The following is a 25,169-nucleotide window of genomic DNA, read 5'->3' as shown; positions in this document are numbered from 1 at the left end:
ATATTCGGTTTTTTTGGAACGGGCTCGCTACTTCCCCCTTTTCCTCTCCCGGGCGGATGCCTCGGGGTGCCAAGGACGGCGTATCCCGCTGTGCGCAGTGCGGCAGCACAGACAGGGCCTCGGGGCACACGATGCCGGTCGGACGGTCACCGCGCAGACACAACCCCTTGCGCCGTTATCGAAACGTGACCTATTGTTGGTGGTGCCTCCGGCGTGCCCGGAAACACCCCCGCTCTTACGCCCCGTCGACTCCCCCCTCGGCGGGGCGTACGCATGTCTGCCGGGAGGTGACGCCGTGGCCGAGCCGATCACTGACCGGGACCGCGAGCAGGTTCGCCGGCTGCACGCCGCAGGCAAGTCACGAAACGCCATCGCCCGCACGATCGGGCGCAGCGCTGCCACCGTAAGCAAGATCGCCAGCCAAGAGGGGCTCACGTTCAGCGGGGGCGCCCGAGTCGCCGCAGCCACCGAGGCACGGCGAGCCGATGCTGCCGCGCGGCGCAACTTGCTCGCCGACGAGGCACTCGACGGCGCCTTGCGCCAGGTCGAGCGGGTCGGGGGCTCTGACTCCGCGCGGGATGCCCGCGACCATGCCACCGCCGCCCGTGCCCTCACCGAGGTACACGCCCGCGTCTCCGAGCTCGCCCGCCAGACCGGCACCGGAAGCGCCGGCGGCTCGATGCTCGACCGCCTCGCCGATGCCCTGATCGGGCCGGCTGGAGGTGACCGCGAGGGGGTGTGATGCCTGCGCCCCTCCCCCTCTCCGACAAGCAACTGCGGTCGGTGCGCGAGTCGTTCACGTCCCGTATCTCGATCTGGCACGGCAGTGTCCGGTCGGGCAAGACGATTGCGAGCCTGCTCGCGTTCCTGCTGTCGATCCGACGGGCACCGGCTACGGGCTTGATCCTGCTGTGCGGTCGGTCGCTGCAAACGATCGAGCGCAACATCATCGAGCCCCTGCAAGATCCCGCGCTGTTCGGCTCGGACGTCGCCGCCGAGGTGCGCCACACCCGCGGCGCCACCGTCGCGAACATCCTTGGCCGTACGGTCCACCTGATCGGCGCCTCGGACGCACGCGCCGAGGGCCGTCTGCGCGGTGCAACTGCCTGCCTGGCCTACGTCGACGAGGCAACACTCGTCCCCGAAGCGTTCTTCGTGCAGTTACTCGCCCGACTGTCCGTGCCCGGCGCGCGGCTGCTGTGCACCACCAACCCGGACAGTCCGCGGCACTGGCTGCGGACCGGGTATCTCAACCGCGCCGGCGAACTCGACCTCGCCGCATGGCACTTCCGCCTCGCCGACAACCCCTCGCTTTCGCCGGCCTACGTCGCCGCCCTGTCTGCGGAATACACCGGGCTGTGGCGCCGCCGCATGATCGACGGCGCATGGGTGGTCGCCGAGGGCGCGATCTTCGACATGTACGACGAGGCCGCGCACGTCGTCGACGAGCTGCCCACGATGCGCCGGCACTGGCTCGGCGTCGACTACGGCACCACGAACCCGTTCTCGGCGGTGCTGCTCGGCCTCGGCGACGACGACCGGCTGTACGCGGTCGCCGAGTGGCGTTACGACTCCCGCGCCCGGCATCGGCAGATGACCGACGCGCAGTACAGCGCCGCCGTGCGGCGGTGGCTCGGCGAGCTCGGCATCGAGCCCGAGTGGACGTTCGTTGACCCGAGCGCGGCGAGCTACTCGGCGCAGCTCTGGGCCGATGGACACCCCGGCGTCGCGCGCGCCGATAACACGGTGCTCGACGGCATCCGCAGCGTCTCGAACGTGCTCGACGCCGGCCTGCTGCGCATCCATCGCTCGTGCGAGGGGCTACTCGACGAACTGCCCGGCTACGCATGGTCGGACGAGGCCGCCGCCCGCGGTGAAGACCAGCCCGTGAAAGCGAACGATCACTCGGTCGACGCGCTGCGCTACGCCGTGCACTCCACCTCGCACGAATGGCGCCACCTGCTCTCACTCGCCGCATAACCCTGCCCGCCCGGCCCGGCCACCGCTCGGTGCCCGGGGCCCCGCCATGCCGAGGGGGTGCTCATGCCGCGCGAGTGGACCGACCGTTTCCTCGCCCGCGTCACCGACGCGCCCGGCGGTTGCTGGCAATGGACCGGCTATCTGATGCCCAACGGGTACGCGCGGATATCCGTCAACGGCGAACGCCAGTACGCGCACCGCGTCGCGTACGAGACCGTACTCGGGACGATCCCCGACGGACTCGTGATCGACCACCTGTGCCGCAACCGGGGATGCGTCAACCCCGACCACCTCGAAGCAGTCACGCAGCGAACCAACGTGCTGCGCGGCGTGTCCCTTGCCGCCGCTCGGGCCCGTCAAGTCCGCTGCCTGCGCGGCCACCGGTTCACCAAGGCCAACACCTACATAGCCAGCAACGGCACCCGCAAGTGCCGGAAGTGCCGAGCAGCAGCACGCGCCCGCTCGCAACGCCGGACACAGGGGGTGGTGCACTGTGCCGCTGCCTGACAACGGCGCCCCGTGGCCACCGCCCCAACTCGCCGGCCTGTACCGCGAGATCGGGGTGAACGACGCGTGGTATTCGGGCGACCGCAAGCGGCTCGCCGACGTCTACCGGTCCGAACGGCAACGCCGCCACGACGGCCGGCGCCGGCTGTGGGCCCGCCACCGCAACCCCCAGCACAGTAAGGACGACGGCAGGCTGCATATCCCGCTCGCCGGCGACATCGCGAGCACCTCGGCCGAGCTACTGTTCGCCGAACCGCTCGCGCTCACCGTCGACAACACGACGACGCAGGACCGCCTCGACGCGTTCGCCGAGGCCGGCGGACTGGCGAACACCCTCCTCGAAGCGGCCGAAGTCGGCGCCGCCCTGGGGGGATCGTTCCTCCGCATCACGTGGAACGCCGAACTCGCCGCCCGCCCCCTGCTCACGGTCATTCACCCCGACAAGGCGGTGCCCGAGTTCTCGTACGGGCTGCTGCAAGCAGTCACGTTCTGGCGAGAGTTGCCCGGCAGCGACCGCTCGACCGTATGGCGCCACCTCGAACGGCATGAGCGAGGCCGCATCCTGCACGCCTTGTACGAGGGCACCGAGGACCGGATCGGCACCCGTGTGCCGCTCACCGAGCACCCCGACACGGTCGGCCTCGTCGGCTCTCTCGACACCGAGGGCGACAGCATCACCACAGGCGTGGACGCGCTCACCGCCTCGTACGTCCCGAACATGCTGCCCAACCGCCGCCACCGGGGCAGTCCGTACGGGCGCAGCGACTACGACGCCCCGCTGCATGACCTCATGGACGCGCTCGACGAGACATGGTCGAGCTGGATGCGCGACATCCGACTCGCCCGCGCGCGGCTGATCGTCCCCGACTCCTACCTGCGCGACCACGGCCCCGGCCGCGGCGCCTCGTTCGACGACGACCGGGAAATCTGGGCCGCCTTGTCCATCCCGCCTACCGAGAACGGCGCCGGCATCACCCTGTCGCAGTTCGCGATCAGGGTCGCTGAGCACCAGGCAACCGGCGACTCGATCGTGCGCCAGGCCGTACGATCCGCCGGCTACTCCGCGCAGACGTTCGGCATGGACGACTCGACCGCGGTCACCGCGACCGAGGTCAAGGCGCGCGAGCGCAAGTCGATGACCACCCGCGAGAAGAAGGCCCGGTATTGGGCTCCGGGGGTCGCCGACATCCTGCACGTGGCACTCATGCTCGACCGCCGGCTGTTCACCCCCTCACTCGTCGTCGAGCGGCCGACGGTGGCGTTCGGCGACTCCGTCAGCGAGGACCCAACCAGCGTCGCGCAAACCCTGTCCCTGCTCGCGCAGGCTCAGGCCGTGAGCGTCGACACAAAGGTGCGCATCCTGCACCCCGATTGGGACGACACCACCGTGCAGACCGAGGTCGACCGCATCCTCGTGGAGACCGGGCAGACCGTGCCCGACCCCATGCAGTCAGGTGCACTCGCATAGTCAGGTGGTCTCGTCTGACGCTCCCCGCACATAGAGGTTCCAGCCGCTACCGATCGATTCCGGCCAAAAGCGCGACGAGTTTCTCGAAATGCCGAGCACTTCACATATTGCTTAATTAGATTTTGCTCAGGTATCAAGGTACAGAGACGGCGCAGGTCAGGCCACATAGCAGTTCCATAAGGCCGCACATTAGCCCGGAATTGCATTGCTATACCCTTGCCAAAATTCGATACGAATTACTTTTCGGCGGCCGTTTGCGCTGGTCAGAGGCCAGATCCATGCTTTGACCCATGGACGTCACTACCGGCGCGATCGTCGCCGCCTTCGGGGTTCTCGGACTCTTGATCACCCTCACCGCCTCGACATTGCGTCAACTCCCGGACCTCATCAACGCGTTCCGAGAGGTACGGCGCTGCCTCCGGCGCGAGCAGGCCGAGAGCTCGGACGATGCCGAGAGCTGAGCACATGTCAGCTCCCCACCATTGTGGCGCGGCGGTTGCCCGTCCCGCGTAGGCCGAGCAACCGCCGTGAACGGCTAACCGGCGGTCCAGCCAATGAACTTGTCGTCGTCCTCGTACACGAGCGTCATTCCGGCCGACTCGACGAGCTCGGCCAAGTCGTCGACTGGACGCTCGGGGAGCAGTACGACGAGCTGCGCATCCTTCGGGGGGATGTGTCGGCGGTAGTCCTGAAGCTGCCCTATGGCCATGCGGACGGCATTACGGCTGCTGCTGCCCTTGAGCTCATAGAGCACGTTGTCGGTCGCGTCGTAGAGGTCCGTCCAGAACGTTGACGTCAGTCCCTTGATGCGGATCTTGAAGCGGTCGACCGCGTGACCTTCCCCCTTGAGGAAGGCGAGGAATCGGTCGCTCAGTTCCGCCTCGCGTCGCGTGACCTCGATGGCGTCGCTCGCCTTGCGGGTGACCTTCTTCTTACTGTTCTTCTCCGGCTTGGTGGCCTGTCCACTGGTGGACTCGGCCGGCTTGAGCTCGAAGTACGGGTCATCACCGATCGGGACGGCCGGCATGGTCTCGATGACGTCGTCGACCGCCGCGGAAACGAAGTCCTCGGGCAGTTGGCTAGTCTCGGCCACCGGGCGCAGCCGGAAGACGTAGACCCATCGCATGTCGTGGTTCTGGTCGAGGGCCCGCCGCCTCACGAACGGCTCGCCCTCGTCGACCTTGAACTCGCCGACGTAGCGGTGCAGTTTGGGCCCGCTGTTGCCCTTGACGTATCCGACACAGATGAACACGCGCAGCGTACGCCCGTCGTCGGCGTGGTTCAGTACGGACCCGTTGTTGCCCTTCAGAGTCTGGTCGCCCTCGACACCCTGACCGGTGTACTCGAAGATCGGGCCCGTCTCGTCTTCCTCGGCAAGCCAACCGTCCTGATAGCCGTAGTCCTTACCGCTGTCGTGATCCGAGTAGATCAGGACGTTGTCGGTGGTGGCGGACGGGATGATGCCGCCCTGGGGGCCGCCGCCGAACTTCGCTTTCAGTTGCGCGCGGGTGAAGACGTCGCCGGGCTTGATCTGCGCAGAGGTCATACCCCGACCGTACCGAGGACCACTGACAAAGCGTGGCGCCCGACTGCCTGCACCCACACCGACGCATGCGGATCGACCGCTATCTGTGGTGTCGCAGCGCGGCCCAAGTAACCAGGGCGTCACAGCACTGACCTGTCATGCCAAGCAGTACCAACGCCCATACAGTCATGGGCTCTTGGACGTGGCCACTAGCAATGACCGCGGCTACGCCGCCACCAGTGATGGTGCTCCATCGCGCTGACGGGCGCGGGACCCTAACAACTAGATCCGCCCGCGGGGGACTTGATTGACGTTCCGCCCGATTGCTCTTCACTGCACCGTGCTCCCTGAAGACCGGCCCGTTCCGGGCGCGAGATAGCCACAGAGGATGTGCGCGCAACACCTCTTGCCTGTCGACCAGTGTGCACCAGACAGGGTGCTAGAGCCTAACAATCAAAGGAATAGCCCAAGCTATTCCTACGATGTATCGGAATCATGCACTCCATGTCACTGAAGCCCTACAGAGAGCAAAGGTGACATTCATGCCGATTCACCCTGGTCTCGTTGAAGATCTCTCCACTGGCGTGCGCGATCTGTACGCGGACGCCGAGGCACGGCTGTTGGGGATCGCCGCGCGCCAACTCGCCGACGGGTTCGAGGCTCCGGGGTGGGCGGTGGCCAAGCTCGCCGACATCCAGCCGCTACGACGCTCGGCACAGCAGGTTGTCGACTCCCTCTCGACCGCAGTCGACCTTGAGGTGTGGGACGTGGTCGCCGAGGCGTACAACGTCGGTGCGCGCGCCGGCCTCGCCGAGCTCGGCGCCCTGGGCGACGACGAGGTGCGTCGGATCGCTGAGACGACGCCGGCGACGCGCGCTGTGGATCGGCTCGCGCAGGAAACGGTCGACCTCGTCACCGAGACGCACCGCGGGATTCTCCGGGGAGTTGAGGACGGGTACCGGCAGGTGATCGCCGAAGTATCGGCAACGCCGCTCCTCGGCATCGACTCTCGCCGACAGGCCACACAGCGCGCCATGGAACGGTTCTCCGACCGCGGACTGCGCACGTTCGTCGACAAGGGCGGGCGCGCGTGGCAGATGACCTCTTACGCCGAGATGGCGACCCGCACCTCGGTCGGTCGAGCCGCGGTCGAGGGTCACACCGACCGACTGCGCGCCGCCGGCCTCGACCTCGTCATCGTTTCGAACGCCCCGCATGAGTGCCCCGTTTGCCGTCCGTACGAGGGCAAGGTGCTGTCGATCGACGGCCCCGACGGGCCGCACCAGGTCGACGCCGAGCACGCCCTCGACGACGGCCGCACCGTGCGCGTGCACGTCGCCGGCTCGCTCAATGCCGCTCGGGCCCGAGGCTTTCAGCATCCCAACTGTCGGCACTCCGTCGCCGCCTACCTCGCCGGCGTGACCCGCGCTCCCGAGGACGCGTCCGAGGACCGCGACGGGTACGAGGCGACGCAGAAGCAGCGCGCCATCGAGCGCGGCATTCGCAAGTGGAAGAACCGCGCCGCCGCGGCGACCACCCCCGAGGCGAAGCGCGCAGCCGAGGCACGCGTGCGCGCGTGGCAGGGCCGGATGCGCGGTCACCTCGCCGCCCACCCCGAACTCATCCGCCGGCGCGAGCGCGAGCAGCCCGGCGCCGGAAATTTCCCCTCGACCGCGCCGCGCCCGTCGCAGGACGCGATCGAGGCCGCGCGCGTCCGCGCGGGCGACGCGCGCACCCTGCCGGAGATGGGCGACGAGCAGCTCGGCGCCGCGATCCGACCCGGGGTGCTCGATCAGCGCGACCTCGACCGCATCCGCGCCGAGTCCGACCGGCGCGACGAGGCCGAGCTGCTCGCCCGGCTGCGCCCCGCCGGCCGGCTCGCCGAGCCGCTGACGCAGTTCAGCGACGACGAACTCGCCGCCGTGTTCGCGCATTTGGGCGACGACGAGCTGCTGCGCGTCATGGCCGAGCTCGACCGACGCGACGTCGACGCCGCCCTGCCCGCCGCGCGCCGCGATCTGATCGGGCTGTCCGAGCGCGAGCTCGCCGAACGGGCCCGGCACGTCGACGACACCGAGCGAGCCGAGATCGCCGCCGAGGCCAACCGGCGCCGGCTGCTCGCCGAGGTGTTCCCCGACGGCCGGCTCGCCGAGGACCTCTCGCAGCTCGGCGACGACGTCCTCGGGTGGGCGATCCGGTACGCACGTCCCGAGGACGCCGAGCGGATCGCCGACGAGTTCGACCGCCGGTACCCGCCGCCGCCGTTGCCCGAGGCCGCCGGCGCGCACACCGTCGAGGGGCAGCTCGCCGACCGCGCAGCGATCGACGAGGCACTCGCCCCGGCCGAGAGTCCCGACGACTGGGGAGCGCTCGCGCTGGACGAGGACCCGTACGCCGGCATGACCGCTACTGAGCGATGGATCGCCGAGCGGGAGTACCAAGCCGAGCAGCAGCGCACCGCCTACACGCGCGAGCAGATACGCGAGATGTACCGAGAGCACGTCTACTCGCAGTTGCTCGCGGCCGAGGACGCCACGAACGGCTATCTCCTCAGCCGTAAAGGGCAGGCCGCCGGCGTCGACCCGATCACCCTGTTTTCCGGTCCCGCGCACATCGCCTACGCACGCGCATCCGAGGACCTGATTAGGTGGTGGCAGGATCACCCGCGCCTTACGCTTACTGAGTACACAGAGCAGATCACGGGCGTGCGAAACGCCGCCGCTGAGACCGCCCGCATGAACCGCGACGATCAGCAGAACCGACTCTGAACAAGGGGGCAGCAGTGGGCAGTCGAGGGGACCTCGTCCGCACCATCAACGCCGGCGCCGAGGCCGGCCGCAACGGCGACCCCGTGACCTCGTGCCCGTTCCCCGCCGGCGACTTGCTGCGTTCAGCATGGATACGCGGATACGCCGGCGCTCGTCCTCTCCCAGAGGAACAAGACTGAGGCACCCGTCGAAAAGCGCGAAAGCCCTGCTCTTGAAGAGCAGGGCTTTCGTTCGTTGGCTCAGGTGAGGAGGAGACCACTCACTACACCTACCACGCTTGCCAAGGTCACCTTAAGTACTGCGATAACCCAGAGACGTTTTCTACTCATAAAACCACCTCGTCTTTCCGAACTCATATCAGATACCTGGCTTTGCATTGCTGTCTAGGACCAGTAGAACGAACTGAATTGAGACGGCGACCAAGGCGAGCAGAAGTAGGAGAGCCCACAGAATCGGACTGTGACTTCTCACCCCTAGCCTCAACCAACGACAAGCCGCAGTCTAGCGACTGCTGAGGCACGTGTACTCCAGATGTCCATGAAGGGGCCCGCTAGTTGGCGGGCCCCTTCATGGTGCCCACACACCGCCCCGGAGGGCCGATCACGCATGACCGCACCCACCCCGACCACCGGCACCGACCCGGGCACGGGCGCCCCGCCGGCTCCGGGCACCACCCCGCCGGCCCCCACGCCCCCGGCGCCGCCGGCCGCTCCGCCGCCGGCCCCGCCCGCAGTCGACCCGGCGGCCGAGCAGCGCGCGACCGCGGCCGAGCAGGCAGCACAGCAGGCCAAGACCGAGCGCGACGACCTGCTCGGCGCTCTGCGCAAGGTGCTCGACCCGAGTGGCGCGGCCGGCGAGCAGGACCCGGCCAAGCTCGCCGAGCAGGCCACCAGCGAGCGCGACACCGCGCTCGCCGAGGCTCGCCGGCTGCGCGTCGAGCTCGCCGCCCACCAGGCCGCGCACAAGAGCGGCGCCGATCCGGCACGGCTGCTCGACTCCCGCTCGGTGGCCGCTCAACTCGAATCCCTCGACCCGGCCGACACGAAGTTCGGCGAGAAGCTCGACGCCGTGATCGCCGCCGCGGTCGAGGCAAACCCGCTGCTGCGCGCCGGCGGCACCCTGCCGGCCGGACCGCCCATAGGGGGCGCCGACTTCACCCCGGGCGCCCCGCAGACGGTCACGCCCGAGCAGTTCGCGCGCATGAGCTACGCCGACCGCGTCGAGCTCCACCAGTCCGACCCCGACCTGTACCGGCAGCTTTCTGCCGCGAGCGAGTAAGGAGGCTGCCGCATGGCGAAGACGACCGCGGCACAGATGATCGTCCCGGACGTCTGGGCCGACATGGTGCAAAACAAGTTCAAGGGCAAGTTGGTCATCGGCTCGATGGCGCTGAACGACTCCACCCTCGAAGGCAAGCCCGGTGACTCCGTGAACTTCCCCAAGTGGAAGGGACTCACGGAGGCCGAGGACCTCACCGAGGGAACCCCGATGACCCCCGAGCAGCTCGGTACCGACCCGGGCAACACGGCCACGATCAAGGAGGCCGGTAAGGCGGTCGAGATCACCGACAAGGCTCGCCTTGTCGCGTTCGGCGACCCGTTCGCTGAGACGCAGCGACAGCTCGGCGTGCTGATCGCCCGGAAGATCGACAAGGACCTGACAGCCGCGGCCGAGGCCGCCGGCGTCATCATGGTCAACGCCGCGACCGACCCCCTGTCGTGGGATGTGATGGTGGACGGCATCGCCAAGTTCGGGGACGAGTGGGAGCCGGAGAACATGGCCGGCATCATCATTCACTCGCTCCAGCGGGCGAGCATCTACAAGGACCCGAACTTCATCAGCGCCGACAAGTTCGGCACGGGCGCCGTGATCCCGCGCGGCGTGATCGGCCAGATTGGCGGCGTCAACATCTTCGTGTCCGACCGCGTCACCACCACCGCGGCCGACGGCACCAACCCGGCCACGTACAACGCGCTGATGGTGCGCCGAGGCTCCCTCGGGCTGCTCTACAAGCGCCGGCCGCTCGTCGAGACCGACCGCGACATTCTCGCCCGCACGACCGTGGTCACCACGAACGTGCACTACGCGACGCACCGGCTCGACGACGAGGGGATCGTCGTTCTCAAGACCCGGGGGGCGGCGTGATGTTGCTCCGCCGCTACCACCCGAGAGGGAACGATTCCCCCGACGAGGACGAGGACGAGCAGACAACGGAAGACGAGCAGACGAACGGGCCGCCGGCGAAGAAGCCGACGGCCCGTTCTGCTGCCCGCACCAAGCCGACGGGGTGATCGTGGCTCGCCAGCCCTACGCCACCCCCGAACAGCTCACCGCATGGACCGGCCAGCCGGCCCCCGCGGACGCCGAGCGGCTGCTCGCGCGGGCCGGCGAGGACATCGACTCGGCCCTGCTCACCGCGGTCTATCCCGTGGACGACGACGGCGACCCGCTCGACCCGCAGATACGGACCGCGCTCGCCGACGCCACCTGTGCACAGGTCGAGTACCAACTCGCCGCCGGCGACGACGGGACCGGCGCGGCCGGACAGTGGGACTCGGTCTCGATCGGCCCCGTCTCCCTGTCCGGCCGCAGCTCGCGCACCTCGACGACGGGCGGCGTCGAGCTCGCCCCGCGCGCCGACCGCGCCCTGCGCCGCGCCGGCCTCACCCCCGGATGCGTGATGCCATGGTGAGCCGCGTTCCCGCGGTCCTGCTGCGCCACCGCATCCGCATCGAGCCCTACCTCGCCGACTCCGCGTACGGACCGCAGTACGGGCCCGCGGCCGAGGACGTCCCCGCCCTGGTGGACACCTCCCCGCGCATGGTGCGCGCCCCAGACGGGCGCAAGGTCACCGCCGCGGCGACGTTCATCGCCGCCCCCGAGCTCGTCTGTCCGCCCGGCTCGCGCGTCACGCTGCCCGACGGCCGCACTACGACCGCGATCACTGTCGCCCGCCACACCGCCCCCGGTCTTCCCGTTCCAGCCTGTATGGAAGTCAGTTGCGAGTAACTACTCAGCGCACTACTCAACGCCGACTAGTGACTTATCAAGTAGTCCCGTATAGAGGAACGCGGATGGTCATTACCGCTTCGCAAGCGATGAACTGAAGATGCTTGAACAACCCCGAATGACTCTTAAGACTTGCAGTCGGTTGCTATGGTGTGGGTACACGAGTCGCAGTTCAACTACAAGTTGACCTGCAACTGAAGCCCACACACGCGAAGTGCCGGGGCCCCGGCTGGTACCGGGGACCCGGCACGTGTGCGGGGTTGGGTGGGTCCGGCTGAGTGTCAACCAGCCGGACCTATCTCAAGGTCCTTCAGCCGCTCCCCGCCCTGACCTGCTGCGATCTAGCGCAGCAGCAGCACCGCACACGTTGCGAGCGGGACGAGCGCCCCCAAGATCGCAACCGCTGAGCGCACCCAGAGCGGTAGATCTTCTGGCTTCTCTCCCTGTTCGCCTTCCATGTGCCTGCTCCTTTCTCCATTGGACACCCCGCGCTGCGGGGAATCCGACCGAAGGTAACGGTCGGACGTATGGATGCGAGAAAGAGGCAGGCGCCTCAGATGCTACAGGGCTCGCCGTTCTCACATGGAATAACAGGACGTATTCGGAGGTGAGTTGCGAATGAGCCGCCGCCCCCGTGCCCGCATCCGTTGGAACGGCGACCAGGTCCTCGGCCGCGCCCGAGCCGGCGCGGTGCGCGGACTGCTGCTCGGCGCCGAGCACCTGCTCGCCGAGTCCCGCAAAGAGGTACCGATCGCCGAGGGCACCCTCGAACGCTCCGGCGCGACCACCGTCGACGAGCAGGACCTCGTCGCCGGCGTCACCTACGACACCCCGTACGCCGCGCGCGTGCACGAGGACCTCACCGCCCGGCACTCCCCCGGCCGGAAAGCAAAGTTCCTTGAGGACCCGGCCAACCGCGAGGCCGCAGTCATCGGCGAATTGATCGCCGCGCAGGTCCGGCGGGCGCTGCGTGGCTGACCTACTCGACGGCATCGCCCGCTACCTCGACGCGCTCGACCTGCTCGCCTACGACCCCACCGGCACGGCCGGCGACACGTTCATCGAAACCCTGCCGCCCGAGCCGGCCGAGGCGGTCGGGCTGTGGCTGTACGGCTCCGGCGAGCAGGACGCGCGCAACGGCTACGACGTCCGCTCGCTACAGGTTCGCGTGCGCGGCACCGCCGACCCGCGGGTTTCGCGCCGCCGCGCCGAGGCCCTGTACGGCGCCCTGCACGGACTCGCCGGCCTCGAACTGCCGGACGGCACATGGCTGGTGCTCGCAGTCGCGCAGCAGACCCCCGCGCCCCTCGGCACGGATGCCTCGGGCCGGCACGAGCACACGGTGAACTTCCGGCTCGACGTGGCCAACCCCACCCCTCACCGACCCGAATAGGAGGGATCACCCATGGCCGCGACCAGCAGGCCGATTGATGCCCGCGGGTGGCTGTTCGAGGTCCTCGACGCCACCGCGACGAACGAGACGTGGCTGCCGATTGCCGGCCTGACCTCGTTCACGCACAACCCCGGCGAGAACGAAGAGACGGCCGAGACCGTCGCGTTCGACAGCGACGGGTATTACGAACAGGACGTCATGCAGCGGGGCGCCACTCTCGCAGTCGAGGGGCAGTACCGCATCGACAAAACCACCGGCAAGCAGGACCCCGGGCAGGCGTACGTCGACAAGGTATGGGCGTACCGGCTCGGCATCGAGTCGCGCAACGCCGTGCGGTGGCGCCACAAGTCGCAGACGACATGGGTCGTTTGGGATTCCACAGTGACCCCCGGCGAGCAGGGCGGCGAAACCAACGACAAGACCTCGTGGTCGGCGACGATCACACGGTGCGGGGCGCCCACCGCGGCCCCGATCTCAGGCGGAACCACGCTCACCACCGCGGCGAGCAAGTCCGGGGGTGACGCGTGAGCGAGGCCCCCGAGCAACCGCTCGTCGAGACCGCCGACTTTGACGCGTTCTTCGCCGAGCAGGTCCCCGACCGGCCGCGCGCCGCTCTCACCCTGTACGGGCACGAGCACGTGCTGCCCGACTCCTTGCCGCTGCTGTTCACCCTCCAAATGGAGCGCGTACAGCACAGCTCGGACCCCGAGGACGTCCGCCGGATGCTCGCGACCCTGTTCGGCGAGGGCACCCTCGACGACTGGGCCGAGCACGGCATGACCGACCGGCAGCTCGGCGTCGTGCTGATCTGGTCCGCCGCCAACATCCGTAAGCCCGGCGCCGTGTCCATGCAGCGCGCGGCCGAGCTCTACGACCAGGGCGAGGCCGGCAAGGCGGGAAAAGCCCCGGCCAACCGGGCGGAGCGACGGGCGAGCACGAAGAAGAGGAAGGGCAAGACGCCGGCGCGTTCTGGCGCGCGGTCCTGACCCACTGGAACGCCCTTGAGGCTGACCTCTCCCGCGAGTACCACCTCACCGCCGAGCAGCTCGCCGCCCTGTCGACCCGACGGTTCCTCGCCCTCGTCGCCGGCCTGTCGGCCGAGGCACGGTTCACGCGCGCATGGTCGCGCACTCCCCGCGAGGTCACCGACCCCGCCGAGATCGCCGCTATCACCGGTCTGCCTGCCGGTTAGAGCACCGACGGGGGGTGATCGCCTGTGGCGCTCACCGTCGCCGAGCTGCTCGCCACGATCGATGTCGACGACGCCCCCGCCGAGTCCGGCCTCGCCCGGATGCAGGCGAACGTCGTCGCCGCCGCGGAGGAGATCGCCAAAGAGGCCGCCCGCACCGGCGAGGCCGCCGGGCAGCAGCTCGGCGACGGCGTCGCCGACGGAGCCGAGGACGGAGCGCAGGAGGCCGGCAGCCGGCTGCGCGACACGCTCACCTCGTTCGGGTGGGCCGCGGTCGGCGCAGGGGTGGGCGCCGCGGTCGTCGCCGGTATCGGCGAGGCCATGCAGCAGCAGAAGGACAACAGCCTTCTTGCTGCGCAGCTCGGCGCGAGCCCCGAGCAGGCGAAGCGGCTCGGCAAGGCCGCGGGCAACCTCTACAGCCAGGGGTACACAGACTCGGTCGCCGACGCGAACGAGGCACTCAAGAGCCTTTGGCAGCAGGGGCTCGTACCCGCGGACGCCACGCAGAAAGAGCTCGAAAAGGTAGGCGGGCGCCTCTCTCAGGTCGCACAGATCATGGGCGAGGAAGTCGGCCCTACCTCGGCCGCGGTCGGCCAGATGCTCAAAACGGGAATGGCCGCGAACGCCGAGGAAGCGTTCGACATTCTCGTCAAGGGAACACAGAACGGCGCGAACAAGGCCGAGGACCTGCTCGACGTCTTCGGCGAATACGGAACGCAATTCCGTGACCTGGGGGTCAACGGGAAGCAAGCGATGGGCCTCATTCAGCAGGGGCTCAACGCGGGCGCGCGCGACGCCGATATCGTCGCCGACGCGTTCAAAGAACTGAATATCAGGGTCAAGGACGGCTCGGCCGCCGAGGGACTCAAGTCCCTTGGGCTGAACGCCGACCAGATGGCCGCCGCGTTCACCAAGGGTGGACCGGCCGCGAATGCTGCACTCGATCAGATCATGGACCGCCTACGGGCGGTAAAGGACCCGACCGAGCGCTCGCGTCTGGCTGTTCAATTGCTGGGCACGCAGGCCGAGGACCTCGCCGGCGCCCTTTTCGCGCTCGACCCGTCCTCGGCCGTTGACGCGCTGGGCAAGGTCGACGGCGCCGCCAAAAAGGCCGGCGACACAATGCGCGACAACGCCTCGACCGAGGTCACGGCGTTCACGCGCTCCCTGCAACAGGGTTTCGTCAACGTCCTCGGGACGTACGTGATCCCTGCCCTGACCGCGGGGGCCGACTACCTCGACGACTTCGGAGCCGCGTTCCTCTCGGCCGCCGGATTCGTCGCCGACAACAGCACGGCCTTTGGCGTCGCCGCGGGTGTTGTCACGCTGGTCATGCTGCCTGCGCTGGTCGCGTTGGCAGCGCAGGCGTACACCACCGCTACAGCGACGGTCACGAGTTGGGCGACGCAGACCGCGGCCGGCGTCACCGCCGCGGCACGGTTCGTCGCCGTGAACGCGACGATCGTCGCCGGCTGGATCGCGCAGGGTGCGACCGCGTCCGGGACCGCGCTGCGCGTAGTCGCCGGATGGGTGCTCATGGGCACTCAGTCGCTCATACAGGCCGCTCGAATGCGCGCGGCATGGCTGATCGCCATGGGCGTGGCAGGCGTTGTGATCGCCGTTGTGGTTGGTCTCGTCGCGCTGATCATCGCCAATTGGGACACCATCAAGCAGGCCACACTCGACGCCTGGAATTGGGTTTGGGAAAAGATCAAGTGGGTTGGCGAAAAGCTCGTCGAGCTTTTCCTCAACTTCACTTTGGTCGGTCTCATCATCAAGCATTGGCAGTCCATCAAGGACGGGACCGTACGCGTCTGGAATGCCACGGTCGAGTTCGTAAAGAGCCTGCCGCAGAAGCTCGTCAGCTTCTTTCTTAATTTCACTTTGGTCGGACTGGTCATCAAGCATTGGCAGTCCATCAAGGATGGAACGAAGACAAAGGCGGGCGAGATGCTCGCCTATGTACGCGGACTGCCTCGCACGATCGCCGGATACTTCGGCAATTTCGGATCGATGCTCACCGACAAGGGTCGCGACCTGATCCGAGGTTTGTATAACGGCGTCAAGAGCATGGGATCTTGGCTCAAGAGTCAGCTGATCTCTTTCGCCAAGAACATGATTCCGGGACCCATCGCAAAAGCACTCGGAATCTCAAGCCCCTCGCGCGTCATGGCGCGTGACGTCGGCCGCTGGATTCCCGCCGGCCTGGTCAAGGGAATTCAGGGTGGAGCCGGAGCAGTAGAGCGGACCATGCGGAACCTGGTTGCCGCACCCGCTGTACCCACGCTCACCCCCTCCTACGCGGGCGCAGGAACGTACGGCTCCCCGTTCGCCGCGACCTCGACGGGCCCGACGGTGCACGTCGAGCACTGGCACGCCGCCGAGCAAGGCACCCCCGACGACAACGCGAAAGCGCTCGCGTGGCTGGCCAAGGCAAGGGGGTGACCATGGCCGCGGGTGACCAGGTGACCCGACCGGGGCACGTGCAGTACGGCGAGCTGCTGCTCGGCCCCGGCACCCCCTACGGGTGGCGTTCCATCGGAGGTTGGGAGGAACTTCCCGCCCTCGACTCCGGGACCGTCACACGGTCCGACGGGCACGGCGCGTTCCCCGGCCGGCTGCTCGCACAGGCCCGGACGATCACCCTCGACGGGCTGCTCGTCCGGGCGCCCCGCGCCACGATCGGCGCGGTGGTTGCCACCCTCAACGCTGGCACAGTCCCGGTCGAGGACGAACGGCCGCTCGTCGTGTGGCTCGACGAGCGCGGGCCCCTGCTCGCGTACGCGCGCGCCACCCGCCGGGCGATCCCCGCCGGCCTCGGGTACCGCCTCGGGACCATCACCGGAGGGGCGATCGAGTTTCAGGCGACCGACCCGCGCCGGTACGAACTCGCCGAGCGCACCGTGTCGGCGACCCTGCCCATGTCCGAGGCCGGTCTGTCGTGGCCGTTGTCGTGGCCGCTCCCGTTCGGCAACCCCGGCAGCACCGGCACGCTGTCGACGACGAACGTCGGCGACGCCGAGGCACACCCCGTGATCGAATTCCGGGGCCCCGTGATCCGGCCCGCGTTGACCAACCTCGCGACGGGCGACGCGGTCGAGTACGACATCCCGCTCGCCGCCGGCGACGTGCTCACCGTCGACACCCGCGCCGGGACGGTCGTCCTCAACAGCACCGCGAGCCGGATCTACACCGCGACGAGCCGCTCAGTGCCCGAGCAGACGTTCACGCTCGCCCCCGGCACCGCATCCCTGATCTTCCGCGCCGCGCCCGGCAGCAACGACCCGACGGCGTCGGCGACCGTGCGCTACCGCTCGGCCTACTGGTAAGGAGCCCCCGCCTGTGTCCGTGCGTTCGGCATGGCTGCTGCCCAACGGGCAGACAAGAGAAGACACCCGCCTCACCCCCGTAGGCACCTACGCCCCCGAGTCGGAGATGCGCACCCGCGACGGCGTGATCGCCGGCGGGGCGCCGTTCGCCGCGACCAGCGCCGGCGCCATGTCCCTACAGATCGGCGTCGGCCGCGCCCTGGTCCAGGGCACCGACGCACAGGGCGCCTACCCGGTATCGGTCGACGCGCCCGCGGTCCTCACGTTCACCGACGGCGAGGCACAGTTCGCCCGCATCGACAGTGTCGCCGTGAGAGTGTACGACCAACTATTCGACCAGGCCGGCCAGAACCTCGCCACGGTCGAGATCATCCGCGGCACGGGATCGGCGACCCCGACCGCGCCGAGCATGCCCTCGGCCTGTCTGCGCCTGTGGGACGTGACCGTGCCCCCGGGCGCCTCGGCAGGCACGGGCGGTATCCCCTGGGCATCCGCCCTCGGCGACCGCCGCCGCTTCACCTCCGCATACGGCGGGATCATCCCGCGCGGGTACGGCCTCGCCTTCACCGGCACGTACGACGGCCAGTACCGCGACAACGGCACCGGACTGGAGCGCTGGAACGCCGCGGCCGGCGCGTGGCAGGCGTACCCGCCGACGCCGGCCCGACCCATCAGCACGAAGCAGGTCACGGCCGCGCCGGTGAACCAGAGCGGCGCGTTCGTCGACTTCACCGCCGCCGCGTGGCCGCGTATCACCTTCACCGTGCCCCCGTCGGGCGCCGTGTTCGTCACGGTCGGCGGACAGGTGAGCAACCGCTCGACCGCGGCCTCAACCGCGTGGATGACGTGGCGGGCAACCGGCGCGTACACCGAGGCGCACGGGGTGCTGAACGGCCTGTCAGCACAGGCAGGCCGTGTGATCGGCACGCGACGCGTCTACCGCGACGGCCTCACCCCCGGCGGACAGGTCACGCTCATTCCCGGGTGGAACATCAGCAGCAACGCCGGCACAGACGTGTTCGTGACCGACGGACAGCTGACCGTCGAGTTCGTACAGTGATCGCGCCGCCGTACCGGCTGCTGTTCTGTGACCTGCGCTCCGACCAACTGCTCGACGCGCTGCCCGTACAGGGCGTCGCCCTCGACGACTACATCGGCAAGACCGGCCGGTTGACCGGCACCGTGCCGATTCCCAACCGTGCTCTTGCCGAGCGGGCCCGCCGGGCGATCGTGCCCGGCCGAACGGCCGTGTGGGTCGAGCGGGGGCGCGAGATCTGGTGGGGCGGCATCCTGTGGACGCTCGCCCTCGCCTCGGACTCCCGCGGGTTCCTCGGCGCGCAGATTCAGGTCGGCGGATGGGAAAGCTACCTGTACCGCAGGCTGCTGTTCGACACCCAAGTCGCCGAGCAGGTCGACCAACTCGACATTGCCCGCGGCCTGGTCGACTACGTGCAGAACACCCCCGGCGGGAATCTCTCGATCACCTACGACACCGCCGTGTCCGGCGTGCTGCGCGACCGTACATACCTGCGCTACGACCTCCCCACCGTCGGCGACCTGCTCGACGACCTCGCCGCCGTCGAGGACGGGTTCGAGTGGCGCATCGCGAGCTACCGCGACGCCGACGGCCGCCGAGTCAAGCAGCTTCAACTCGGCCACCCGGTCATCCGGGCAGGCGCCGCCGAGATCGTGCTCGACCACCCCGGACCGGTCCTGTCTTACACATGGCCCGTCGACGCCACGGCCAAGGCGAACGCGTGGCAGTCCCGCGGCGCCAGCGTCAACAGCAACCAGGCGCAGGACAGTTACCCGCTCACCTCGCCCGTGCTGGTCGACGACGCCGATATCGCCGCCGGCTGGCCGCGCCTCGACGGATCGAGCGACTACACGACCGTTGAGGTACAGGCCACCCTCGACGCGCACGCCCGCGCCGACCAGGCCGCCGCCCGCAGCCCCGTGCAGATACCCGAGGTCGAGGTACTGCTCGACGGGACCATCACGCCCGCCCTGCTCGGCGCCACGGTCCGGCTCCGCATCCGCGACCTGTGGCACCCCGACACCCTCGACGCCCGATACCGCGTCGTCGGCCTGTCCATCACCCCGCCCGAGCGAGGCCGCCCCGAGACGGCCCGCCTGTATCTGGAGGTTCCCTGACCGTGCCGTACGTCCCGCAAGACGTGCTCGACCGGCTCGCCGCCCTCGAACGCGAGGTGCGACAACTGCGCGGGCGGGCGCAAATGCGGCCCGCCCTCAACCAAGTTCTAGCCGGCGACGTCGTGATCGGCGAGGGCGGGCGCCTGTTCGTCCGCGACCCCGACGGAACGGCCGTGTTCGAGACGGGACAGTCACCCACCGTCGGCGACTACTTCACCGCGATGCGCCGCGACACCGGCGACGTTGCGTTCGCCATCGGCGCCAACAGCTACCCGGACGACGACGCCCCGCGACAGATGGTCCGCGTATGGGACCGGAACCGGAACGTCATCGTGATGGATGACTACTACTCCGACGAGTTCCTCGGCCGGCCGTGGATACCGGTTCAACTCCATCCCACCGAACGGCAGTCGTACACCGGCACGGCGTACGACTCGGCATGGGTCGGGACCACTCCGGCCCATAACGCCGTTCTGTACGTGCGCACGTCGACCTACGCGAACACGGGCGGCGGGCAAGCGCGCGTCGTCCTCACACACGACGGCGTCGAGACCGTGCTCGACGAATGGGACTGCGCCGCCGGCACCTGGACCGGCCGCACCATCGAGCACCCGCTCGACGGTCTGCAATTCCTGTCGTACTTCACGCTGCGAATCGACCACCGCGCCAAGTCCGCTAACCAGAACTGCGAAACGCGCCTGTACTCCGCGTACACCCGAAACACCTTCACCGAGGACGAGGCGCCCGACGTGCCGGTCACGGCCACCGCGAACGCCTCGACCGCCGCCCCCGCCGTGTCTGCCGAGGGGGTGTGATGTGCTGCCCGAGGGCATCCCCACCGTGACCGTGCGCGGTCGCTTCCTCTCGCCGGACGGCCGCCCGCTGTCCGGCTCGATCGTTTTCCGGGCCCCGGCACAGCTCACGTTCCCGCAGTCCGACGTCATCCTCGGCGGACCGGTCACGGTACCGCTCAACGCGCAAGGCGCGTTCGAGGTCACACTGCCCGCCACCGACGCACCCGACATGGACCCGTCGGGGTGGACGTACATCGTTGCCGAGCAGCTCGTCGGCATCCCCGCCGGACGCTCGTACAACGTCCTGCTACCGCGCGCGCAGCCCGAGGTCGACCTCGCCGACATCGCCCCGACCGATCCGAGCAAACCGAACTACGTCGGCGTACCCGGCCCCGCCGGACCCGCCGGACCGCAGGGCCCCAAGGGGGACACCGGGGGCACGGGTGCCCCAGGAGCGGCCGGCCCGACCGGCGCCCCCGGCGTCGTGCAGTCCGTCAACGGCAAGTCCGTTGCCGCGGTTGTCCTCACCGCCGGCGACGTGGGCGCCGTACCGGCTACGGGCGGCACCTTCACCGGCCGAGTCATCGTCCGGGGCGACGGAACGGCCAACATCGCCGAGTGGCAAGACTCCGCCGGCACCGTGCGCACCCGGATCGGACCGAGTGGAAACCTCGTCGCCTCGGCTATCGCCTACCTCGCCAACTCCGTGCAGTTCGGCGCCACCAGCGCGGACGTGGGCGGCGGCGTGGGCGTGCTGGGCATCGCCAACGCCCCCACCGTCCCCACCACCAACCCGACCGGCGGCGCGATCCTGTACGCCGAGGGCGGCGTGCTCAAGGTGCGGCAGACCGACGGAACAGTGATCACCATCGGTGCCGCAGCGCCGGTTACTTCGGTGAACAGCAAGACCGGCGCCGTCATCCTCGCCGCGGCCGACGTCGGCGCCGCCACGGCCGCTCACACCCACACCGCGGCCGACGTGGGCGCCGTCGCCACCGGCACGGCCGTACTGCTCACCACGAATCAGACCATCGCCGGTACCAAGACGTTCAGCGGCAACGTGGTCATTCAGGGCGTGGGACAGACGCAGGTCGTCGTCAAGGCGGCCGACACTTCCCGCACCAGTACCGCCACGGTGGCCAACGACGCGCACCTGCTGCTGCCGGTCGTCGCCAACGCGACGTACATCGTCGAGGCCGTTCTCGTGTGGACCAACGGCGGCGGCGGATTCCGCGCCGACTGGTCGGCACCGAGCGGCGCCTCGATGGTGTGGACCGACAACGACGGAGCCGGCGCGGCCGACCTCGGCACCGACCTGACGTTCAGCGTGACCACCGGAACCACGTTCCAAGGCGCGTTGGTCGTCGGCGCGACGGCCGGAAACCTCGTCGTGCGGTGGGCGCAGAACGCGTCCAACACCGCCGCAACGGTCCTGCTCGCCGGCTCATACCTGAAGCTCGAACGCGTCGCCTGACCCCCTCACCTCCGTACGCCCCGCGCATCCGCGCCGGGCGTTTTCTCATGTCTGGAGACAATCCGTATGTCCTCCCCCCTGTCCGCAACCAAGTTCCGCGACGCCATCACGGGCGCCGGCGTGACCGTCGTCGAGGTGGGCAACTGGACCACCCACAACCGCGCCGGACACGGCGCATGGGGCCCCGTGCACGGCGTGATGATCCACCACACCGTCACATCGGGCACCGCGAACAGTGTCGCCATCTGCCGCGACGGATACGCCGCCCTGCCCGGCCCGCTGTGCCACGGCGTCATCGCCAAGGACGGCACGGTGCACCTGGTCGGCTACGGCCGCGCGAATCACGCCGGCCTCGGCGACGACGACGTGCTCGCCGCGGTCATCGCCGAGCGCTCCGTGCCCACGGACAACGAGGCGAACACCGACGGGAACGCGCGCTTCTACGGGTTCGAGTGCATCAACCTCGGCGACAACGTCGACCCGTGGCCCGAGGTACAGGTCGAGGCCATCGCCCGCACCGCGGCCGGCATCTGCCGCGCCCACGGGTGGGGCGCCGAGTCCGTGATCGGTCACCTTGAGTGGCAGCCGGGCAAGGTCGATCCCCGCGGCCCGATCGGAAAGAAGGGCGGCCCCGCCCTCACCATGGCCAAGATCCGCGCCCGCGTCGCCGAGCTGCTCGACGAGGACGCCCACGGCAAGCCGAGCACCCCCTCGACCCCGAGCAAGCCGTCGTACACCCCGCCGAAGTTCCCGGCCGGCCTCGCCCCGGGCCAGTCGAAGCCCTCGGCCCGGCCGCTTCAGAAGGCGCTCAAGACCGCCGGGTTCATGTCCAAGAGCGTCACCGAGGCCGACAATTACGGCCCCCAGACGCAGGCCGCCGTCGCGCGCTTCCACAACGCCCACCCGACCTACCGCGCCGCGGGCAAGACGTACGACCCCGCCATCGGCCCGAAGGGGTGGGCGTACCTGCACCGCCTCGCCTACGGCAAGTAGGCATCCCCCGGCCCGCCCTCACCGCGAGGGCGGGCCCTGCCGTTCCCCCACTTCAAAGAGAGGCACTCCCCATGACCGACACCAACCGGCGCACCATCCGGACCGTCGTGCAGACCGTGCTCGCCCTCGCGGCCGGCCTGCCCCTCATCATCAACGCCGCCGGCATCCCGCAGACCGCGGCCGGCGTCGGCGTCGCGCTCGCCGTCGCCGGCGGCATCACGCGCGTGATGTCACTCCCGGTCGTCGAGAACCTGCTGCCGGCATGGCTGCGCGCCGCGCCGAACAGCGACGACGAGTTGCTCGCGCTCGACCGGAAGAACGGGGGCAGCGTGTGACCACACCCGAGCCGCCGCACGACTCCGCGGCCGTCGCCCTTGAGCGGCTGCGCGGAACGGTCGAGGTCGGGTTCGCCCGGATCGACGGTGCGCTCGCCCTGCTCGTCCAGCGATCCGACCAGACCGAGGGGCGCCTCGACGAACTCGAAACCCGCGTCGACGAGCTCGACAACCGTCGGTGGCCCCTGCCGAGCATCGGCGCCCTGGTCGGCGTTGCTGGCCTCATGCTCGCCGTGCTCGCCCAACTCCGATAGAGAGGACAGCACTTGCCCCTGTACGACACCTGTTCCACATCCTGAGCTGATCAGCACAGCATCACGCCCCCGTTCACCGGCTCCGTGCCGGTGAACGGGGGCGTTTTCGTCGTTGCGGGATAGACGAGAAGGCCCTCGCGCCGTAGGCGTCGAGGGCCCTCTCTGGGGGTCACCGTGGACGTGGACCTATGCGGCCACGGACACGGGAGCTTGGTCCCCCCTTCCGCCAACCGCCCCCGCGTTGGGAGACGACATAGGGCGGCTGCGGCTGCGTGCGGGTTTCGAATGGGTCCGGGCGTGCCGCCTGCGAGGGGTTTCGTCCGCCAGGATCTTGACTCGCAGCACGTCGCGGTAGCAGTAGCAGGTGTAGGTGTAGCCCGGTCGATCGGTCGGTGCGGGGGCGACTGCTCGGCGCGGACTCGGCATCGAGCAATAGACCGCGACGAGCGAGAGCACTCCGAGACTGACGCACAGGCAGACCACGCCAATTAGCGTGCGGTCGAGTTCTGTTCCGGTCATTTGGGCACCTCCGTGCCACGGAATCGGCGCCAGGAATCACGGGCTGCGACACAAAAACCGCGCCAGGGGCCACGACTTGAACGGGTGGGGCGGACACCAGCGACCATCCCGACGTGCTCGGCAAGGTCGACAACCAGCGTCCGCGCGAGGTCGGGTTTGATCTCGACGAGCAGCTCCGCGTCGAAGTAGAGCCACACGTCGGCGTCGGGTCGAGACCCCCCGATGACAGACACACTTATGTTCTCGGGTCGGATCACAGGGCCCCTCTGCCTCCCTCGTCCAGGCGGAACCACACGGCCTTTGACGTAGGGATCAACCCGCCATAGAGCGAGGCCCCCCAGTGATCGGCGAGTTGATCGACGACGTAGAGGCCGAGCCCTCCCTCGCGCTCGGTCACTTCAGGAGGAGCGGGCAGTTCCTTCGGCAGATCGTCGTGCACCCACACGGACACATAACGCTCCCCGACGATCACGTCGACGTGAACGACACGTGCGGTGGTGTGGCGGTAGACGTTCGTAACAATTTCGCTCGTGCAGAGCTGCGCAGCCTCTGCGAGTGCCCCGTGATCAGTCGAGCGACACAGAGTCACGACCAGATCGCGAAGCACCGCCGGCGCGGTCGTCGTGTTCGCCGCCGAAAGGCGGTACGACAGTGTGGATGGTGGTGCAGGAGGTGCTAACGCGGTTCTCATTCCATCGTCTCCCAACGCGGTTGTAGCTCGCGCTGCTCGCCACCGTGGCCCGTCCGCCCCCGGGGATGACGCGCCTATGTCGGCGCGCGTCAGCGACTGCACTGCGGATTTACCGGCGTGCTGCGCGGTGCTGCTGAAGACGGTAGCGGATGCGTCTCACATGTTGTACCCAAACGGCTAAACGGTAGAACAAGGTGGACCCTTGTTGGGACACGGGCCACACTGAGAGCCGACAGGAGGGGAGCCGATGCCACCAAGGAAGGCGCCGACCGCACGGCAGCGCCGATTGGGTGTTGAACTGCGAAAGATCCGGGAGCACGCCGGTCTCACGCTCGCCGATGCCGCAGCCCAGTTGGGCACGGACCGGACCAGCATCAGCAACACCGAGTCGGGCCGCTTCGGCGTGAGCGGTGAGCGCGTCCGCACGTGGGCCGCTCACTACGGCTGCCCCGACGCCAAGTACGTCGAGGCCCTGGCAGCCATGGCCGAGGAGCGCGGTAAAGGGTGGTGGGAGGACTACCGCGGAGAACTCTCCGCAGGCGCCCTTGACCTTTCCGAGCTTGAGCACCACGCCACCGCACTACGCGCCGTGCAGATCATGCACATGCCTGGCCTGCTCCAGACCGAGGACTATGCGCGCGCAGTCTTCACCGAGGCCGTACCGCCTTTGAGTGACATAGACCTACGTCGCCGCCTGAAGCGTCGCGATGTGCTCGACCGGCCAAGCGCACCCGCTTGCACGTTCTTGATCCATGAGGCCGCCCTGCGCATGTCGTTCGGCGGGCCC

27 protein-coding genes are annotated in these 25,169 nt (G+C 68.9%); 25 read left to right on the top strand and 2 right to left on the bottom strand.

Annotated elements, in window-relative coordinates; all coding sequences use genetic code 11:
* Positions 1–295: 295 nt before the first annotated feature.
* The 5 genes from ABZ725_RS12605 (at position 296) to ABZ725_RS12585 (ending at position 4,416) form a co-directional block, all read left to right on the top strand.
* A complete protein-coding gene (locus ABZ725_RS12605) occupies positions 296–742 on the top strand; it encodes a helix-turn-helix domain-containing protein (RefSeq protein ID WP_358802639.1) in 447 nt (148 codons plus the stop codon).
* Positions 742–1,980 (top strand): PBSX family phage terminase large subunit, encoded by a 1,239-nt coding sequence (locus ABZ725_RS12600; RefSeq protein ID WP_358802638.1) that lies wholly within the window; start codon positions 742–744, stop codon positions 1,978–1,980. Before ABZ725_RS12605 ends, ABZ725_RS12600 begins: the two co-directional genes overlap by 1 nt.
* 63 nt (positions 1,981–2,043) lie before the next feature.
* Positions 2,044–2,487 (top strand): HNH endonuclease signature motif containing protein, encoded by a 444-nt coding sequence (locus ABZ725_RS12595; RefSeq protein WP_358802637.1) that lies wholly within the window; start codon positions 2,044–2,046, stop codon positions 2,485–2,487.
* The gene (locus tag ABZ725_RS12590; protein ID WP_358802636.1) at positions 2,474–3,955 is read left to right on the top strand and encodes a phage portal protein; all 1,482 of its coding nucleotides are present in this window, start codon (positions 2,474–2,476) and stop codon (positions 3,953–3,955) included. The genes ABZ725_RS12595 and ABZ725_RS12590 overlap by 14 nt, the downstream gene beginning before the upstream one ends.
* 290 nt (positions 3,956–4,245) lie before the next feature.
* Positions 4,246–4,416, top strand: coding sequence for a hypothetical protein (locus ABZ725_RS12585; protein ID WP_358802635.1), 171 nt, complete (start codon positions 4,246–4,248; stop codon positions 4,414–4,416).
* Between the two features lie 74 nt (positions 4,417–4,490).
* Here the strand turns inward: ABZ725_RS12585 and ABZ725_RS12580 are convergent, their stop codons facing one another.
* The gene (locus ABZ725_RS12580; protein WP_358802634.1) at positions 4,491–5,501 is read right to left on the bottom strand and encodes a hypothetical protein; all 1,011 of its coding nucleotides are present in this window, start codon (positions 5,499–5,501) and stop codon (positions 4,491–4,493) included.
* A gap of 521 nt (positions 5,502–6,022) precedes the next feature.
* On the opposite strand from ABZ725_RS12580, the gene ABZ725_RS12575 reads away from it, so the two are divergent.
* From ABZ725_RS12575 to ABZ725_RS12485, 19 genes are all read left to right on the top strand, one after another.
* A complete protein-coding gene (locus tag ABZ725_RS12575) occupies positions 6,023–8,248 on the top strand; it encodes a phage minor capsid protein (RefSeq protein ID WP_358802633.1) in 2,226 nt (741 codons plus the stop codon).
* A 14-nt stretch (positions 8,249–8,262) separates the two neighbouring features.
* Positions 8,263–8,427 carry an Rmf/CrpP fold protein gene (locus ABZ725_RS12570; RefSeq protein WP_358802632.1) on the top strand — a complete coding sequence of 55 codons (165 nt, stop codon included), beginning with the start codon at positions 8,263–8,265 and terminating at the stop codon, positions 8,425–8,427.
* Positions 8,428–8,854: 427 nt separating this feature from the next.
* Complete coding sequence (locus ABZ725_RS12565) at positions 8,855–9,526, top strand: hypothetical protein (protein ID WP_358802631.1); 672 nt, start codon at positions 8,855–8,857, stop codon at positions 9,524–9,526.
* Between the two features lie 12 nt (positions 9,527–9,538).
* The gene (locus ABZ725_RS12560) at positions 9,539–10,393 is read left to right on the top strand and encodes a N4-gp56 family major capsid protein (protein ID WP_358802630.1); all 855 of its coding nucleotides are present in this window, start codon (positions 9,539–9,541) and stop codon (positions 10,391–10,393) included.
* A gap of 148 nt (positions 10,394–10,541) precedes the next feature.
* Positions 10,542–10,940: a hypothetical protein gene (locus ABZ725_RS12555; RefSeq protein WP_358802629.1), complete on the top strand. Its 399-nt coding sequence runs from the start codon at positions 10,542–10,544 to the stop codon at positions 10,938–10,940.
* The gene (locus ABZ725_RS12550) at positions 10,934–11,257 is read left to right on the top strand and encodes a hypothetical protein (RefSeq protein ID WP_358802628.1); all 324 of its coding nucleotides are present in this window, start codon (positions 10,934–10,936) and stop codon (positions 11,255–11,257) included. Before ABZ725_RS12555 ends, ABZ725_RS12550 begins: the two co-directional genes overlap by 7 nt.
* A gap of 618 nt (positions 11,258–11,875) precedes the next feature.
* Entirely contained in the window at positions 11,876–12,235 is a 360-nt protein-coding gene (locus ABZ725_RS12545) for a hypothetical protein (protein WP_358802627.1), read from the top strand.
* Positions 12,228–12,650, top strand: coding sequence for a minor capsid protein (locus tag ABZ725_RS12540; protein WP_358802626.1), 423 nt, complete (start codon positions 12,228–12,230; stop codon positions 12,648–12,650). The genes ABZ725_RS12545 and ABZ725_RS12540 overlap by 8 nt, the downstream gene beginning before the upstream one ends.
* A gap of 12 nt (positions 12,651–12,662) precedes the next feature.
* Positions 12,663–13,178, top strand: coding sequence for a hypothetical protein (locus tag ABZ725_RS12535; RefSeq protein WP_358802625.1), 516 nt, complete (start codon positions 12,663–12,665; stop codon positions 13,176–13,178).
* Entirely contained in the window at positions 13,175–13,636 is a 462-nt protein-coding gene (locus ABZ725_RS12530; protein ID WP_358802624.1) for a hypothetical protein, read from the top strand. Before ABZ725_RS12535 ends, ABZ725_RS12530 begins: the two co-directional genes overlap by 4 nt.
* Positions 13,637–13,866: 230 nt before the next feature.
* Positions 13,867–16,284 carry a phage tail tape measure protein gene (locus ABZ725_RS12525; protein WP_358802623.1) on the top strand — a complete coding sequence of 806 codons (2,418 nt, stop codon included), beginning with the start codon at positions 13,867–13,869 and terminating at the stop codon, positions 16,282–16,284.
* A 2-nt stretch (positions 16,285–16,286) separates the two neighbouring features.
* The gene (locus tag ABZ725_RS12520; protein WP_358802622.1) at positions 16,287–17,168 is read left to right on the top strand and encodes a hypothetical protein; all 882 of its coding nucleotides are present in this window, start codon (positions 16,287–16,289) and stop codon (positions 17,166–17,168) included.
* 13 nt (positions 17,169–17,181) lie between these two features.
* The gene (locus tag ABZ725_RS12515) at positions 17,182–18,228 is read left to right on the top strand and encodes a hypothetical protein (protein WP_358802621.1); all 1,047 of its coding nucleotides are present in this window, start codon (positions 17,182–17,184) and stop codon (positions 18,226–18,228) included.
* A complete protein-coding gene (locus ABZ725_RS12510; RefSeq protein ID WP_358802769.1) occupies positions 18,228–19,322 on the top strand; it encodes a hypothetical protein in 1,095 nt (364 codons plus the stop codon). The genes ABZ725_RS12515 and ABZ725_RS12510 overlap by 1 nt, the downstream gene beginning before the upstream one ends.
* A 2-nt stretch (positions 19,323–19,324) precedes the next feature.
* Positions 19,325–20,137, top strand: a complete 813-nt coding sequence (locus ABZ725_RS12505; RefSeq protein WP_358802620.1) for a hypothetical protein — start codon at positions 19,325–19,327, stop codon at positions 20,135–20,137.
* Position 20,138: 1 nt separating this feature from the next.
* A complete protein-coding gene (locus ABZ725_RS12500; protein ID WP_358802619.1) occupies positions 20,139–21,590 on the top strand; it encodes a hypothetical protein in 1,452 nt (483 codons plus the stop codon).
* Between the two features lie 66 nt (positions 21,591–21,656).
* On the top strand, positions 21,657–22,583 hold the full coding sequence (locus ABZ725_RS12495) for an N-acetylmuramoyl-L-alanine amidase (protein WP_358802618.1): 927 nt from the start codon (positions 21,657–21,659) through the stop codon (positions 22,581–22,583).
* Positions 22,584–22,654: 71 nt separating this feature from the next.
* Entirely contained in the window at positions 22,655–22,918 is a 264-nt protein-coding gene (locus tag ABZ725_RS12490) for a hypothetical protein (RefSeq protein ID WP_358802617.1), read from the top strand.
* Positions 22,915–23,172, top strand: coding sequence for a hypothetical protein (locus tag ABZ725_RS12485; RefSeq protein ID WP_358802616.1), 258 nt, complete (start codon positions 22,915–22,917; stop codon positions 23,170–23,172). Before ABZ725_RS12490 ends, ABZ725_RS12485 begins: the two co-directional genes overlap by 4 nt.
* Positions 23,173–23,944: 772 nt before the next feature.
* On the opposite strand, the gene ABZ725_RS12480 is transcribed toward ABZ725_RS12485, so the two are convergent.
* Complete coding sequence (locus tag ABZ725_RS12480; protein ID WP_358802615.1) at positions 23,945–24,382, bottom strand: ATP-binding protein; 438 nt, start codon at positions 24,380–24,382, stop codon at positions 23,945–23,947.
* A 247-nt stretch (positions 24,383–24,629) separates the two neighbouring features.
* Between ABZ725_RS12480 and ABZ725_RS12475 the strand changes: the two genes are divergently transcribed.
* Positions 24,630–25,169 (top strand): Scr1 family TA system antitoxin-like transcriptional regulator (locus tag ABZ725_RS12475; RefSeq protein ID WP_358802614.1); only part of this gene is annotated, 540 nt, incomplete at its 3' end.

This window comes from Streptomyces sp. NPDC006872, assembly GCF_040635845.1.
GTDB lineage: Bacteria > Actinomycetota > Actinomycetes > Streptomycetales > Streptomycetaceae > Streptomyces.
This window is presented reverse-complemented; position numbering and strand designations above follow the sequence as displayed.

Excerpts from the sequence above, each read along its gene's own strand:
- ABZ725_RS12600 (WP_358802638.1), top strand. The coding sequence starts at position 742 with ATGCCTGCGCCCCTCCCCCTCTCCGACAAGCAACTGCGGTCGGTGCGC.
- ABZ725_RS12595 (WP_358802637.1), top strand. The coding sequence starts at position 2,044 with ATGCCGCGCGAGTGGACCGACCGTTTCCTCGCCCGCGTCACCGACGCG.
- ABZ725_RS12585 (WP_358802635.1), top strand. The coding sequence starts at position 4,246 with ATGGACGTCACTACCGGCGCGATCGTCGCCGCCTTCGGGGTTCTCGGA.
- ABZ725_RS12580 (WP_358802634.1), bottom strand. The coding sequence starts at position 5,501 with ATGACCTCTGCGCAGATCAAGCCCGGCGACGTCTTCACCCGCGCGCAA.
- ABZ725_RS12575 (WP_358802633.1), top strand. The coding sequence starts at position 6,023 with ATGCCGATTCACCCTGGTCTCGTTGAAGATCTCTCCACTGGCGTGCGC.
- ABZ725_RS12565 (WP_358802631.1), top strand. The coding sequence starts at position 8,855 with ATGACCGCACCCACCCCGACCACCGGCACCGACCCGGGCACGGGCGCC.
- ABZ725_RS12560 (WP_358802630.1), top strand. The coding sequence starts at position 9,539 with ATGGCGAAGACGACCGCGGCACAGATGATCGTCCCGGACGTCTGGGCC.
- ABZ725_RS12550 (WP_358802628.1), top strand. The coding sequence starts at position 10,934 with ATGGTGAGCCGCGTTCCCGCGGTCCTGCTGCGCCACCGCATCCGCATC.
- ABZ725_RS12545 (WP_358802627.1), top strand. The coding sequence starts at position 11,876 with ATGAGCCGCCGCCCCCGTGCCCGCATCCGTTGGAACGGCGACCAGGTC.
- ABZ725_RS12535 (WP_358802625.1), top strand. The coding sequence starts at position 12,663 with ATGGCCGCGACCAGCAGGCCGATTGATGCCCGCGGGTGGCTGTTCGAG.
- ABZ725_RS12520 (WP_358802622.1), top strand. The coding sequence starts at position 16,287 with ATGGCCGCGGGTGACCAGGTGACCCGACCGGGGCACGTGCAGTACGGC.
- ABZ725_RS12495 (WP_358802618.1), top strand. The coding sequence starts at position 21,657 with ATGTCCTCCCCCCTGTCCGCAACCAAGTTCCGCGACGCCATCACGGGC.
- ABZ725_RS12490 (WP_358802617.1), top strand. The coding sequence starts at position 22,655 with ATGACCGACACCAACCGGCGCACCATCCGGACCGTCGTGCAGACCGTG.
- ABZ725_RS12480 (WP_358802615.1), bottom strand. The coding sequence starts at position 24,382 with ATGAGAACCGCGTTAGCACCTCCTGCACCACCATCCACACTGTCGTAC.